Here is a 13,173-nt window from a genome sequence, read left to right as displayed (position 1 = left end):
GATTTAGCTATTCAGTTGTCATGGATGCGACGATGGTTTCTGCAGATAATGCCCCATCGATGCCGCCTACCACAACGACATGACAACAGCCCACGACGCCGATCTGCACCAGTCCATTCAGGCTATCGCCCCCGAATTCGTGGCGATCCGCCACCGCATCCATGCCCATCCCGAGCTGGCATTCGAAGAGCGCCGCACCAGCGACCTCGTGGCGGAACAGCTGGCCGCGCACGGCTACGAGGTGCACCGCGGACTGGGTACGACAGGCGTGGTGGGAACGCTCAGGAAGGGGACGGGCGACAGGACGTTGGGTATCCGTGCGGACATGGATGCCTTGCCGATCCAGGAAAAGACCGGACTCGAGTACGCCAGCACGCTGCCCGGCAAGATGCACGCGTGCGGGCACGATGGCCACACCGCCATCCTGCTTTGCGCGGCGCGCTACCTGGCCGAATCGGTGGATTTCAACGGCACGCTGCACCTGATCTTCCAGCCGGCCGAGGAGAACGAAGGCGGCGCGCTGCGGATGGTGGAGGAAGGGCTGTTCGAGCGCTTTCCCTGCGACGAGATCTATGCGCTGCACAATGCCCCCGGCTTGCCGGTGGGACAGATCGGCATGATCGCCGGCCCCGCGATGGCATCCTTCGACCGCGCCACCGTCACGCTGACCGGCCGCTCCGCCCACGGTGCCATGCCGCACCACGGCATCGACGTGATGCAGGGTGCGGCCAGCATCGTGCTGGGACTGCAATCCATCGTGAGCCGGGAGGTGGATGCGCTGCGGTCGGCAGTCATTACCGTGGGCTCCATCCAGGCGGGCGCCACCTACAACGTGGTCCCCGAGACCGCGACGATCAAGATCGGCGTCAGGACGCTGGACTCCCAGGTACGCAACCAGATCGAAACGCGGCTGCGCGATTTCATCGTGGCGCAGGCGCGCAGCTTTCAGCTGGAGGCCGACGTGCTCTACGAGCGCAAGTATCCGGTGCTGGTCAACCACGAACGCCAGACCGCGCGCGCACGCGAGGTGGCGATCCAGCTGCTGGGCGAAGACAACGTGGTCGCGCGCGGCCCCGTCATGGGCAGCGAGGACTTCGCCTACATGCTGGAACACCGGCCCGGCGCCTACGTGCGGCTGGGCAATGGTCTCGGCGAGGATGGCGGCTGCATGGTCCACAACCCGCTGTACGACTTCAACGACCGCGCGCTGCCCATCGGCGCCGCCTTCTGGGCCGCGCTCGCCAAGAGCTACCTCGCCTGACTTCATCGACAACACGGAGTTGACCATGACCTCGCAGCCACGCCGCCGCTTCCTGCAACACGCCGGTCTGACCGCCGGTGCCTCGCTGCTTGCCGGCCTGCCGGCCTGGGCGGCAGAGACGTTTCCCAGCCGTCCGCTGGCGCTGGTGGTGCCATACCCGGCCGGCGGGGCGAGCGATACGTCCGCTCGCATCTTCGGGGAGTCGATCAGCCGCAGCGTGAAGCAGCAGGTGGTGGTGGAGAACTATGGCGGCGGCACCGGACTGATCGGCGCCAACAAGGTGCTGTCCGCCGCTGCGGACGGATACACCTTCTTTCACGGCTCGATCAACGAGGTATTCCTCGCACCGTTGCTCAATCCCGCGGCGCGCTACAGGCCGCAGGACTTCTCGCTGGCCGCGCCGATCACCGACGGCCTGATCGTGCTGATGGTCCGCAGCGGGCTCGCCGCCGATACCTTCGACAAGTTCCTCGACCTGGCGAAGCAGAACAAGGCGAGGCCGATGACGTACGCCACCGTGGGTGTCGATTCGATGTACCACCTGATGGGCGACGCGCTCGGCGCGAAGATCGGCGCGCCGTTCCTGCACGTGCCGTACAAGGGTGGGGCGCCGGCGCTGCAAGGCTTGGCCGGCGGCGAAGTGGATTTCGCGATCCTGCCGTATCAGACCAGCTTCGATGCGATGGCATCGCAGGGCCGGCTCAGGATCCTGACTTGCTTCTCGAAGACGGTGCCGGCACCGCTGAAGCATATTCCGCTGATTTCGCAGAGCCGGCAGGTGCCGGACTTCGAATACGCCATCAGCGGCGGCTACTTCGTCAAGCGGGGCACGCCCGAGGACCGCGTGGCCGTGCTGCGCAAGGCCATCGGGGATGCGCTCGCCACCCCGGAAATCCGCGCGAAGCTGGAGGCGGAAGGCCGCACGGTGGCATCGCCCATCGATTCGCAGGCCCAGGCAAACAAGACGTTCGAACTGTATATGAGCCGCGTCACGCAATTGATCCAGGGAGTGGGGCGAAAGACCAACGCCTGACCCGCGGTCCTTTCACCGGCGGCGCGCCGAAAAAAACCCGAAGGCCGGAGATGTCCGGCCTTCGGGGTTCTTCATTGGCGGGCCAGCACGCGGTGAAGCGAGACGCCTGCCGGCGTCACGCTTCCGACGTTGGACTGGCGACGTTCAACGCTTCGCCGGCTGGCTGCCCTTGTCGTACACCCGCTCACCCGCCACCCACGTCTGCAGTACCTGGATCTTCCAGATATCGGCCGGTGCCACCTTGAACAGATCGCGGTCGACGAGGATGAAATCCGCCCACTTGCCCGGCTCCAGAGAGCCCAGCGTCTTCTCCTGATGCTCGGCGTAGGCGGCGTCCATGGTGAACGCGCGGAACGCCTGCGGCAGCGTCATCGCTTCCTCGGGATGCCAGCCCCGGATCGGCCGGCCCTCGTGGTCGGTGCGGGTGACCGCCGCGTGCAGTCCATAGAACGGGTTGGCCGATTCCACCGGGAAGTCGGAGCCGCCCGCGATGATGGTGCCTTGCTTCAGGAACGTCTGCCAGGCGTAGGCGCCCTTGATGCGCTCCTTGCCGACGCGGTCTTCGGCCATGTTCATGTCGCTGGTGGCGTGGGTGGGCTGCATCGACGCGATCAGGTCCAGCGCCTTGAAGCGCGGAATGTCGGGCAGCGAGACCACCTGCGCGTGCTCGATACGGTTGCGCAGCTCGCGGCCGCCCACTTCCTTGTAGGCCGCTTCCATGGCGTCGAGCACCTGATGGTTGGTCTTGTCGCCGATCGCGTGGACATTGACCTGATAGCCGCCCTTGAGCGCGGTCTTCACGCTGGCCTGCATCGCGGCGTCGCTCATGAACAGCAGGCCGCTGTGCGCGTGGTCGTCCGTGTAGGGCTCCATCAGCGCGGCGCCACGGCTGCCGAGCGCGCCGTCGCCGTAGAGCTTCACGGCCCGCAGATAGTAGCGGTCGTTGCCATAGCCGGTCAGCGGTCCCTTCGCGGACAGCGCCTTGAAGTCGTCGCCGGTGTCGCGGATCATGCCGTAGATGCGCGTGGTCAGCTTGCCCTGGTCGGCGAATTCGCGGTAGATGCGGTCGTCGGCCACCGTCACGCCGGCATCGCCCACGGCCGTCAGGCCCAGCGCATTCATATGGGAGACGGCGGCGGCCAGCGCGGCGCGGCGGTCGTCGTCGGAGTAGGGCGGGATCACGTTGTTGACCAGCGCCATGGCCTTGTCTACCAGCACACCGGTCGGGTTGCCGCTGGCATCGCGCTCGATGCGGCCGCCGGCCGGGTCCTTGGTGTCGCGCGTGATGCCGGCCGCCTGCAGCGCCTTGGTGTTCAGCCACGCCGCGTGGCCATCCACGCGCACCAGCCGCACCGGGCGGTCCGAGACCGCGGCATCGAGTTCGGCGGCGGTCGGGAAGCGGCCCAGCTTCCAGTTCACCTGGTTCCATCCATAGCCGAGCAGCCACTGGCGCTGCGGGTTCCTCTGGCCATAGGCGCGGATCAGCGCCTGCGCTTCCTGCAGGTCGCGCGTGCCCGACAGCGAAATCTCGGTGGTCTTGAAGCCGAGGCGGAACACGTGGCCGTGGGCGTCGATCAGGCCCGGCAGCAGGGTCTTGCCCTGGCCGTCGATGCGCTTCGCGTCCGGATATTTGGTGCGCAGGGCGGCGGCGTCGCCGGTGGCCACCACCTTGCCCTGGTCGAACACCAGGCCGCTGAAGGTCACCAGCTTGTCGTTCTGCAGCGTATAGCCCTGCACGGATTCCACCAGCGTGGGTGCGGCGTGCGCATGCAAGGCCGCCATGGCGGCCAGCGCCAGCAGGCTGGCGCGAATGGATGTCTTCAAGATGACTCCTTGTTGTTGTGCTGTGTCGTTATGGTGTTGTCGAGAGCGCCCGGGATGGCGCCCTATTCGCCGTGCGCCGCGGCCGTGCCGGGCGCCGGTGCGCCACCGGGAGCGGCGGGCAGCGCGGGGAATTTCATGTCGGCGTAGCGCACGAAGCGGGTCTTGCGCTTGATGCGATAGGCGAGCCAGATCAGCAGGAAGATCGGAATGCCCACGTAGGTGGCGGCCACGGCCACCCAGTCGATATTGCCCTCGGTGAAGGCCTGGTAGTTCTGGCCTAGCGTCACGATCATGCACAGGGTGAACGCAAAGATGGGCCCGTACGGGAAGAACGGCGAGCGGTAGGGCAGGCGGTTCAGGTCCAGCCCCTGCGCCATGAAGCCCTTGCGGAAGCGGTAGTGGCTCGCGGCGATGCCCAGCCACGCGATAAAGCCCGTCATGCCGGACAGGTTCAGCAGCCACAGATAGACCGCCTTGCTCTCGAACAGCGAGGTCAGGAAGCACAGCGCGCCGACCGCCGTGGTGGCCAGCAGGGCCATCAGGGGCACGCCATTGCGCGTCAGCCGCGCGAATACGCGCGGGGCGCGTCCTTCGGTGGCGAGGTTGTACAGCATCCGCGTGGACGCGTACATGCCGGAATTGCCGGCCGACAGCACGGCGGTCAGGATCACCGCGTTCATCACGCCGGCCGCGAAGGCGAGGCCTGCATGGCGGAACACCAGCGTGAACGGGCTGATGCCCACGGTCTCCACATCGCTCTTGAGCAGGCTCGGATCGGTGTAGGGAATCAACACGCCGATCACCGCGATGGCCAGCACGTAGAACAGCAGGATGCGCCAAAACACCTGCCGCACGGCGCGCGGGATGTTCTTCGCGGGGTCGGCGGATTCGCCGGCGGCCACGCCGATCAGCTCGGTACCCTGGAAGGAGAAGCCCGCGATCATCGCCACGCCCATCAGCGCGGGCAGGCCGCCGACGAACGGCGCGTCTCCGGTGGTCAGGTTGGCGAGTCCGTGCGCCTGCGAGAAATCGCCGCGCATGATGCCGAAGATCATCAGCGTGCCGATTGCGATAAAGGCGATGACGGTCACGACCTTGATCAGCGCGCACCAGTATTCGGCCTCGCCGAAGCCGCGCACCGAGATCGCATTGAGCGCGAACATCAGGCCCAGGAACAGCGCGCTCCACAGCACGCCGGGCGTATCGGGGAACCAGTACTGCATGACGAGCTGGGCGGCCGCCAGCTCCACGGCGATGGTCACCGCCCAGTTGTACCAGTAGTTCCAGCCCAGCGCGAAGCCGAACCCTTCGTCCACGTAGCGCGCGCCGTAGGTGGCGAACGAACCGGACACCGGCATGTAGGCGGCAAGCTCGCCGAGACTGGTCATCAGGAAATAGACCATCGCGCCGATCAGGATGTAGGCGGCCAGCGCGCCGCCCGGGCCGGCCTGGGCGATCGTGGCGCCCGAGGCCACGAACAGGCCTGTGCCGATGGAACCGCCGATGGCGATCATGCTGAGATGGCGTGCGCGCAAGGTGCGACGCAGCCCGGGCGCGTGTGCGCCTTCTTCTGTTTTCATGTGGCAGGACTTGGTAGACGTCCACCTCGCCCGGCACGGTGCTGACTAATGGCGGAGGCGCGGCGCGTCGATTACCGGCCGGCGGTCTCCTTCTGCCGGCCGATAGGTTGGATGGCCGGCATCATAAGAGAAAACAGACGCGAGGAAAAGGCGGGGCGAGGGGCAAATGCGGGCGGGAAACGCCGTGATGTATTTTGGCGGCAGCCGCGAGCATGACGGCCAAGGTCAGGTATCCTCCGCGGCTGCATTCGTATTGCTCCGAGAGGAAGTTTTGTCGCGCAACACCACGGCCATGGCTATTGGGCCACTTTTGGGACTATTCATCGTCAGTCTGGGCAGCGGCTTCATGTCGTCCCTGACGTCCCTTCGGCTCGACGCCGCCGCCGTCTCCGCCACGATGATCGGCGCCATCTCCTCGGCCTATTTCGTCGGACTGACCCTCGGCGCGGTCACCAGCGACCGGCTCATTACCCGCGTCGGCCATATCCGCTCCTACAGCAGCTTCGCGTCGCTGGCTTCGATCACCTATCTGCTTCAGGGTCTGATCTTCGACCCATGGCTGTGGCTCTTCCTGCGTCTGGTCAACGGCTGGGCGATGGTCGGCATCTATCTGGTGGTGGAAAGCTGGCTGCTGCTGGCCGGGGACACGAAATCCCGGGGGCGCTTGCTGGCCATCTACATGATCGCGCTCTACGGCTCGATCATGCTGGCCCAGATGGGTTTGGGCGCGGTCAGTTCCGCGGGGGACAGCGTCCCTTTCATGGTCGCTGGCGTCCTCGGTTCGCTCGCCGTATTGCCGATGGTGATCCTGCCGAGGACCGCGCCCGAGGTCGGACACGTCGAGCCGCTGATGCCGCAGGACCTCGTGCGTATCACGCCCGCGGGCGCCATCGGCAGCTTTGGATCGGGCATCGGCATTGCGGCGGTCTACACGCTGCTACCGATCTATCTGCAACGGCAGGGCATGAGCGTCGCCGAGGTCGGGCAGCTGATGGCGAGCGCCATCTTCGGCGCCATGGCCCTGCAATATCCCGTGGGACGCTGGTCGGACAGGCGTGACAGGCAGTCCGTGCTGCTGGCGCTCTCCGTGGGATGTGCAGTGGTGTCGCTGCTCGTGCTGATCCTGCCCAGCTATCCACCGTTGCTGATGGTGCTGCTGTTCCTGATCGGTGGGGGCGTCTTTGCGATCTACCCGGTGGCGGTCAGCCATTCGGCCGACCGCGCGGATGCGCGCGAACTGGTGCGCGTCATCCAGGGCATGCTGCTGATCAACTCGGTGGGCTCGGCCCTCAGTCCGCTGATCATATCGCCGCTGATGACGAGGGTGGGCGCGGAGGGGTTGTTCCTGACCTTTGTCGTCCTGCACGCGGGGCTCGCGTCCTTCTTCCTGTGGCGGCGCAACAGTCATCCGTCTTCGGTCTCCGCCGCGCCTTTCGCGGCCACACCGCAGATGACGCCGATCGGCGCGGAGATCCGCGTGACGGAGGAGCTGGCGCAGGCGATGTCAAACGCGAAGACCGGTCACGAGGACTGACAGAGGCCGCCTTGCGCCGCTATCCCCAGCGGCGCACGCGCCCCGTATCGATGTGCACGAAGTTCTCGCCCGGATAGAAGCCGACGCCGCCGCCCTGCAAAGACACCGCCGCGTCCCGCAGGTCGCCCAGCGCCACGCCGGGCAGGCGGATGTCGATGGCCATGCCATCCATATGCAGGCTGTGCTTTGCCACACCGCCCGCGCGCGTCTTGCGCAGGTGCGCATTGGTGATCGGGCTGCGGTAGCCCGAGATGACGTGGTAGGCGCCATCGCTGCCCAGCGTGGTGCGCAGTTCGTGCAGCAGCCCGAACAGGCGCGGGTCCATCGTGCCCACTTCGCCCGAGTAGTGGTCGCGCAGGAAGCGGTTCAGCCTCGTGTGGGCCTGCGGCAGCAAGCGGTCGCCGAGCGCGAAGACCAGCGACAGATGCTCGCCGGTATGGGTGTGGTCAAAGGCCAGCGAACGCTCGGCGGCGGTACTGGCCTGCGCGAGGCGCGGCGCGAGGCCGGCTAGCCCGGCTCCCAGGGCAAGGCGCCCGGTGCGATGTAAAAAATGGCGGCGCGCCGGAATGCGGGGTGTCGTCATGACGGTGTTCTGTGGGACGGTGTGGCGAGGGAGCGGAGCCGCAGTGCAGCGGCCGCGGCGACCACGGCTACCGTATCAGGTGCCCGCGGCGTTACGCAGGGCCCGATCCAGCACTTTGTCGTGGCCGTAAATGTCAGGCAGGAAGTATACCCGTCCGTCCGCCCGCGCAATCGCCGTGCCGTAGGCCAGCACCACCGGCAGCGGCTCGTGCAGCGACACCGTATTGGAGCTGCCCTTGCTCATCGCCTGCCGGATGCGCGCCTCGCTCCAGCCCGGCATGTCCTGCAACACGAACTGCGCTAGCGCGACCGGCGCCTCCACACGAACGCAGCCGTGGCTGAAATCTCGCCGGTCGCGCTTGAACAGCTGCGGCGTCGGCGTGTGATGCAGATAGATGTTGGCGTTGTTGGGAAACACGAACTTGATATCGCCGAGCGCGTTCAGCGGCCCGGGCCGCTGGCGGATGCGCATCTGCCCCTTCAGCACCGCCTGCATATTGGCTTCGGACAGCGCGTTGACGGGCTTCCCGCCGGACACGAACTCGAAGCCCTGCCGCGTGAAATAGCCCGGATCGCGCCGCAGCCGCGGAATGATCTCGCCCTTCGCGATGGACGGCGGCACGTTCCAGTACGGGCTGAACTCGATATAGCGCATGTCCTCCATGAACAGCGGCGTGCGCGTATCCAGCGCCTTTCCTACGATGACCTTCATCTCCAGCTTGATATCGAGCTTGCCGTCGCGGAATTCATAGGCGCGCAGCATGAACTCGGGAATGTTCACCACGATCATGCGCGGCCCCTGGGCGAGCGGCGTCCAGCGCAGGCGCTCCATCGTCAGCGCGATCTGGCGCACGCGTTCGGCGGGCGTCGTATTGAGCTGGGCAAACGTGACCCGGCCGATCACGCCATCCGGCTCGATGCCATGCCGCGACTGGAACGACTTCACCGCCGCCACCAGCGGACCGCTGTAGCGCGCGGGCAGCGGCGTCCCGGCCGGAAGATCGCCCAGGGCTTCCAGCCGTTGCGCAAGCTGCGCCAGCCCGGCGTAGGACTGTCCGTTCTTGAGCGACCCGCCGGCCACGACGGGCAGGGACGTGTTCCAGAACGGCAGCGCCGCCAGCGCCCGATACCGCGCCAGCGCCTCGCGCAGCGTCCCGTACAGGGGGAAAGCCGGTGCCGCTTCGCGGACCGCGGCGGGAAGCCGGTTCCCCAGGAGCGCGGCGCGCAGATAGCTGTCGGGATCGAAGGGCTTGTCCTCCAGCAGGGAAAAGTCCGCATGCACCGTGCGCGGATCGACGCGGCCCTTGTGCAGGTCGGAGAGATAGCGGTGCATCGCCGCGGTGAGTGCGACGTCGAGGCGGTCGATGGATTCTGGCGGCTGTACGGGGCCGGTACCGGCTTGCACAAGCGCTTGCCGCAGGCCGTCCACGTTGTAGTCGCGCGGGTCCAGCCCGTCCGCGCCGGCGTCCGCGAGCGCTGCGATGGCCTGCTGGGCGGTCGGCGAGGGGCGGCCATCGAGGAACCATAGGGCTTGTGCCGTGGCCCCCGAGGCAACAGCGAGCAGACACGCCGCAATGGCACCGGAGAGCGCGGAGCGGACGGTCAGGCGGCAAACGATGATTGCCAGGAGCACGGAGTGGGAGGCCATGGATCCTCAGAGCGTGCAGTCGGTGTGCACCTATCGTAGCCGAAGATACCGGCGCGTTTCGTGAGCCACATCAAGAGGGCGGCCTGCACAGACCTGCGCGCCGCGGCCCAACGCCGATTGTCTCGATGCGTGTCTCGTTGCGTTCGCGATCTTCCAGGTCGGGTCACAGCGCGTGCGGATACCCGGCCAAGGAGGGGTACGGAGATGGGGTTCTATTGCCGATAGTACCGGAAGCGTTCCGCGGAGTGCCCACCATGGCGGCGACCGCGAACGCCTTTCGTCGAAATCATCCCGGCCCGCGCTTCGCGCGCATCGGGAACCTCCAAGAAACACAGAATGAAGATCTATCGCAGCATCACCATCCTGGCTCTCTCCGCCCTGGCGCTGACCGGATGTGCATCCGTCAACATGGCCAGCAAGGAAGAATCCGACAAGGCCAAGCAATTCAGCGCCCCGAGCGCTGGAAACGCGGGCCTCTATGTCTACCGCAACAGCTTTGTCGGACAGGCACTGAAGAAGGATATCTGGGTCGACGGCAAGTGCCTCGGCGAGAGCGCCGCGGACGTGTTCTTCTACACGCAGGTCGAAGGCGGCAAGAAGCACAAGATCGAAACGGAATCCGAGTTTTCGCCGAACGCATTGGAAGTGTTCATGGAAGCCGGCAAGAACTACTTCGTCCGCCAGTACATCAAGCTCGGCGCCTTCGTCGGCGGAGCCGATCTGGAGCAGATGCCGGAAGAGCAAGGCAAGGACGATGTGGCCAAACTGGGTCTGGCCCAGCCCGGCACCTGCGGCGACTAAGCGGTCTTCGTCGGGGCGGGCAACCGCAAAAATGAACGGTTGCCTTTGCCCCGCCGCTCCGCCGGTATTGGGGCTTGATGACTAGGAGCTCATTGGACTATCGGCGGGTGACCTGGCGTCAGACAATTGCCCGGGCAATGCTGCTTTGGGCAACCTTCAACATTTGCTGCACACCGATTAGGTGCCTCCAGTAAACGTAACCGGTCAAACCAATGCCGAGATCAGCGATTGATCGTCCTGAGAAGCGCGAAACTTGAAATAGAAAATGCGTATGGACGCACGCCTGGTAGGCGGCGCTGCTAGGGCCTGCGGCGGCTGTCGGTAAGAGGCTTATTTCAAGGAATCTGACTGGCGCAGCCCAGCTCTCCAGGTGGACGTGCATGGACGCGGCGTGCTCGGGAAAGCGGGGCGTCTCCCCCTGCGACCGTAGGGTGCAATTTCCGCCCGGCGTGCCGTTATAAACGGTGTGCGCCTAGCCGGCGTCCATTCCAATAGCCCATGGATCTATGCAATTGTCGTTACGAATCTCCATCTTCGCCACGGTGCTGCTGCTTGCCGGTTGTGCACGCCCGCCATTGATTCCCGTTGCCCCCGCTGCAGCACGGGTCTGCTGCCAGTCGCTTCAGCAATTGCCGGTCGATAGCCTGGCGTTCGACGACACCAAATCGGTGTCGTTCGATGCCGAACGTTCGCCCGTGTTTGCGTTCCCCGAAGGCAATGGCGTTTTTGCGGCCTACACGTTGCCGCCGGCATCGGAAGGCGCCGTTCTTGAGCTGCGCGCCTTTGTAAAGGGTGGCCCGACGATACCATCGATGTCGATTTTCAGGCCGAATGCGCTGTTTCTCGATGCGGCGCGCAATCCGCTGCCCGGCCCGCGCGAAGCGCCATTGCGCACCCGCAAGGGAATTCTTGCGTGGTCGATGTCGAAAATCGCGACATATGAGGTGCCGGCGCAAGCCCGATTTGTCGTTGTCTATTCCGGAAGCCCGCGCGCTGAGCGCAGCACCATCAGCTCGGAAAACGGCACCGTGTACGGCATTCCCTATTCGTACACCGGCCGCGTGGATATTTCGCTGAAAAAGGTCCACGCCAAATGACGATATTGCATCAGCGACAACTTAGCATCTTGGCAACGGCTGCCCTGGCCGCGATGGCGACGCTCTTGACCGGCTGCGCAACGATCGTCGAAATGACAACAAACGCCGATCCCGGCCCGGACGCCGCGCGCGTTCGGTTTCGGCTGGAATCGCCCGGGACTGTATTCATCCGCGAAGCATCCGCGACCCAGTGCTTCTACTCGACCGATGCCACGAATGGCCGAATTGCCGATCTGAGCTACAACACGCAGGCCATCCGGTGGATCGTCGAAAGTCGGCTCGACCGTATCGGCATGCCGGGCGGCGAACAATATTCGTCGATTTCCTACACCGAAGCGCGCGTGCGTGCTGGCACGCCGGTCGCCTTGCGATTTATCGAGTTGCGGGGAGAAATCAACTCGATTCCGCGCTATGCGCAATGGGTCGTTACGTTGGAGCCGCGCAAGGACTACGAAGTGCTGCTGGGCAATGCGCTTGGCTCGGTGGCGGTATCCGAGATCGTCGTCAGCGACGGCTCAAGCCAACTCGTGCCGGCGAACATCGCCGTACGCACGCCATACTGCGCAGGTCAGTAAGACCGGGACACCAAAGAAGACCGGCCGGCATTGGGTCCCGTGCACGGTGCGGGTCTGCTGCGTGCATCGACGACTCGGCGAAAGCCGCCGCGCACCCGCGGATGGACAAACGAATGTGCGCCGGTCTTGCCGGTGTCAAGAAGCGTAGGGAGTTCGCACGACCGCGACCCTGATCGACCCTCGGCTTCTCGCCCTGCGCTTCACGCTGACTACGTTCTAACGCCTCGCGGCGCGCGTTTATCGCATCGAAGCTTGGGCGCCTAGCGGCGATAACGATAACCGTCGGGCCGGCGAGGCCGGGCTCGGCGCCGACGCCGTGGGCCGCCAAGATACCTCGTCGTCCGGATTTCCACCGGTATCCATATGACGATGTTGGCCGGCAGCATCGGCGCCCCTGGTGGGACCTCCGGCTCGCACTCGGTCGGCGCGTGAGCGTCGGGCGCACCATGTGACCGCATTTTTCTGCATGCGTGCAACTGTTGAAGCATTGCCTCGACGATCGGTCCCTGCGGCGGGTCGCTGGCTTGTACGGCTTGCGCTAGCGGGTTTGCCGGGTCATGCGAAGCCAGCGGTGGCTGGATCCGTGCCTTCACGAGGGTCTGGAACTCGTGGCTCGCGCTTACTGCGCGCGGATCGTGATTGCCGCGGGGGCCACCCATCGCATTCGGCATTACGCAGGGCACCGGGGGCAGGGCGCGAACGATGGTCATCGATGCTTCCCGCTAGGCCCGGCGCAGCGAACGCATCGACCAGAGCTGCAGCAAGACCCCCACCACGAAGAGTGCCAACCACGTCCCCAGCGCACCCCGCACGATGGGGGAGTCAGGGCCGGTGGCCAGCGGATGTGCGACCGGCAGGCGGGTCAATGTCTCGTTGATGCCCGGCACCAGCAACAGGAAGAACGTGAAGGAAAAGCCGAGCTGTGCGAGGTATCTACGCGCACGGCCGAAGAAGGACAGTCGTGGAACGAGCAACGCGCCAGTCATTGCCAACAATGCCAGGATGCCCAGGGCGTGGCCGGCATTGAAGCCGCCGGTGCTGGACAAGCCGAACGACGTGAGCACGGACAACACCAAACCCCCCAGATAGACCCGGCCGGAACGCCGGTCGGGGTCGATGGATCGATAGCGGACAAAGCTGTAGAGGCCGGCCGCGAATGGCACCAGGCTGATTGCGGTATGCAGGGCGCCGAGCGGGGAGAGGGGATGTGGCATGAGATTCTCTACGAGGTTATCAAC

At 65.5% G+C, this 13,173-nt stretch carries 11 protein-coding genes; 6 read left to right on the top strand and 5 right to left on the bottom strand.

Going from position 1 to position 13,173, the window contains the following annotated elements:
* Window positions 1-79: 79 nt before the first annotated feature.
* Window positions 80-1,261, top strand: a complete 1,182-nt coding sequence (locus tag LDO27_RS03555; RefSeq protein WP_222206694.1) for a M20 aminoacylase family protein — start codon at window positions 80-82, stop codon at window positions 1,259-1,261.
* A 25-nt stretch (window positions 1,262-1,286) separates the two neighbouring features.
* Complete coding sequence (locus tag LDO27_RS03550) at window positions 1,287-2,294, top strand: Bug family tripartite tricarboxylate transporter substrate binding protein (protein WP_224039697.1); 1,008 nt, start codon at window positions 1,287-1,289, stop codon at window positions 2,292-2,294.
* Between the two features lie 144 nt (window positions 2,295-2,438).
* Here the strand turns inward: LDO27_RS03550 and LDO27_RS03545 are convergent, their stop codons facing one another.
* Both LDO27_RS03545 and LDO27_RS03540 read right to left on the bottom strand, forming a co-directional pair.
* Window positions 2,439-4,118 carry an amidohydrolase gene (locus LDO27_RS03545; protein ID WP_224039695.1) on the bottom strand — a complete coding sequence of 560 codons (1,680 nt, stop codon included), beginning with the start codon at window positions 4,116-4,118 and terminating at the stop codon, window positions 2,439-2,441.
* A 62-nt stretch (window positions 4,119-4,180) separates the two neighbouring features.
* Window positions 4,181-5,698 carry an amino acid permease gene (locus LDO27_RS03540; protein WP_224039694.1) on the bottom strand — a complete coding sequence of 506 codons (1,518 nt, stop codon included), beginning with the start codon at window positions 5,696-5,698 and terminating at the stop codon, window positions 4,181-4,183.
* Window positions 5,699-5,885: 187 nt separating this feature from the next.
* On the opposite strand from LDO27_RS03540, the gene LDO27_RS03535 reads away from it, so the two are divergent.
* Complete coding sequence (locus LDO27_RS03535; protein WP_224040790.1) at window positions 5,886-7,232, top strand: MFS transporter; 1,347 nt, start codon at window positions 5,886-5,888, stop codon at window positions 7,230-7,232.
* Window positions 7,233-7,251: 19 nt separating this feature from the next.
* Here LDO27_RS03535 and LDO27_RS03530 read toward each other — a convergent pair whose 3' ends face one another.
* The gene (locus LDO27_RS03530; RefSeq protein ID WP_224039693.1) at window positions 7,252-7,815 is read right to left on the bottom strand and encodes a YcbK family protein; all 564 of its coding nucleotides are present in this window, start codon (window positions 7,813-7,815) and stop codon (window positions 7,252-7,254) included.
* A gap of 75 nt (window positions 7,816-7,890) precedes the next feature.
* A complete protein-coding gene (locus tag LDO27_RS03525; RefSeq protein WP_224039692.1) occupies window positions 7,891-9,462 on the bottom strand; it encodes a L,D-transpeptidase family protein in 1,572 nt (523 codons plus the stop codon).
* Between the two features lie 336 nt (window positions 9,463-9,798).
* Here LDO27_RS03525 and LDO27_RS03520 point away from each other — a divergent pair, with 336 nt between their 5' ends.
* The 3 genes from LDO27_RS03520 to LDO27_RS03510 all read left to right on the top strand — a co-directional run bounded on the left by LDO27_RS03520 (window position 9,799) and on the right by LDO27_RS03510 (window position 11,935).
* Complete coding sequence (locus LDO27_RS03520) at window positions 9,799-10,263, top strand: DUF2846 domain-containing protein (protein WP_224039691.1); 465 nt, start codon at window positions 9,799-9,801, stop codon at window positions 10,261-10,263.
* Between the two features lie 506 nt (window positions 10,264-10,769).
* On the top strand, window positions 10,770-11,360 hold the full coding sequence (locus LDO27_RS03515) for a hypothetical protein (RefSeq protein ID WP_224039690.1): 591 nt from the start codon (window positions 10,770-10,772) through the stop codon (window positions 11,358-11,360).
* Complete coding sequence (locus tag LDO27_RS03510; protein ID WP_222206672.1) at window positions 11,357-11,935, top strand: hypothetical protein; 579 nt, start codon at window positions 11,357-11,359, stop codon at window positions 11,933-11,935. Before LDO27_RS03515 ends, LDO27_RS03510 begins: the two co-directional genes overlap by 4 nt.
* Window positions 11,936-12,657: 722 nt before the next feature.
* Here LDO27_RS03510 and LDO27_RS03505 read toward each other — a convergent pair.
* Window positions 12,658-13,149 (bottom strand): hypothetical protein, encoded by a 492-nt coding sequence (locus LDO27_RS03505; protein WP_222206669.1) that lies wholly within the window; start codon window positions 13,147-13,149, stop codon window positions 12,658-12,660.
* Window positions 13,150-13,173: the final 24 nt, after the last annotated feature.

The sequence above is a fragment of the Cupriavidus respiraculi genome, assembly GCF_914271545.1.
GTDB classification, from domain to species: Bacteria; Pseudomonadota; Gammaproteobacteria; order Burkholderiales; family Burkholderiaceae; genus Cupriavidus; species Cupriavidus respiraculi.
The sequence above is the reverse complement of the archived record's forward strand: the minus strand, read 5'-3'. Positions and strand labels throughout refer to the sequence as shown.

Bases quoted from the DNA above. Each gene is read 5' to 3' on its own strand.
- LDO27_RS03510 (WP_222206672.1), top strand. From the start codon at position 11,357: ATGACGATATTGCATCAGCGACAACTTAGCATCTTGGCAACGGCTGCC.
- LDO27_RS03540 (WP_224039694.1), bottom strand. From the start codon at position 5,698: ATGAAAACAGAAGAAGGCGCACACGCGCCCGGGCTGCGTCGCACCTTG.
- LDO27_RS03520 (WP_224039691.1), top strand. From the start codon at position 9,799: ATGAAGATCTATCGCAGCATCACCATCCTGGCTCTCTCCGCCCTGGCG.
- LDO27_RS03515 (WP_224039690.1), top strand. From the start codon at position 10,770: ATGCAATTGTCGTTACGAATCTCCATCTTCGCCACGGTGCTGCTGCTT.
- LDO27_RS03550 (WP_224039697.1), top strand. From the start codon at position 1,287: ATGACCTCGCAGCCACGCCGCCGCTTCCTGCAACACGCCGGTCTGACC.
- LDO27_RS03505 (WP_222206669.1), bottom strand. From the start codon at position 13,149: ATGCCACATCCCCTCTCCCCGCTCGGCGCCCTGCATACCGCAATCAGC.
- LDO27_RS03525 (WP_224039692.1), bottom strand. From the start codon at position 9,462: ATGGCCTCCCACTCCGTGCTCCTGGCAATCATCGTTTGCCGCCTGACC.
- LDO27_RS03530 (WP_224039693.1), bottom strand. From the start codon at position 7,815: ATGACGACACCCCGCATTCCGGCGCGCCGCCATTTTTTACATCGCACC.
- LDO27_RS03555 (WP_222206694.1), top strand. From the start codon at position 80: ATGACAACAGCCCACGACGCCGATCTGCACCAGTCCATTCAGGCTATC.
- LDO27_RS03535 (WP_224040790.1), top strand. From the start codon at position 5,886: ATGTATTTTGGCGGCAGCCGCGAGCATGACGGCCAAGGTCAGGTATCC.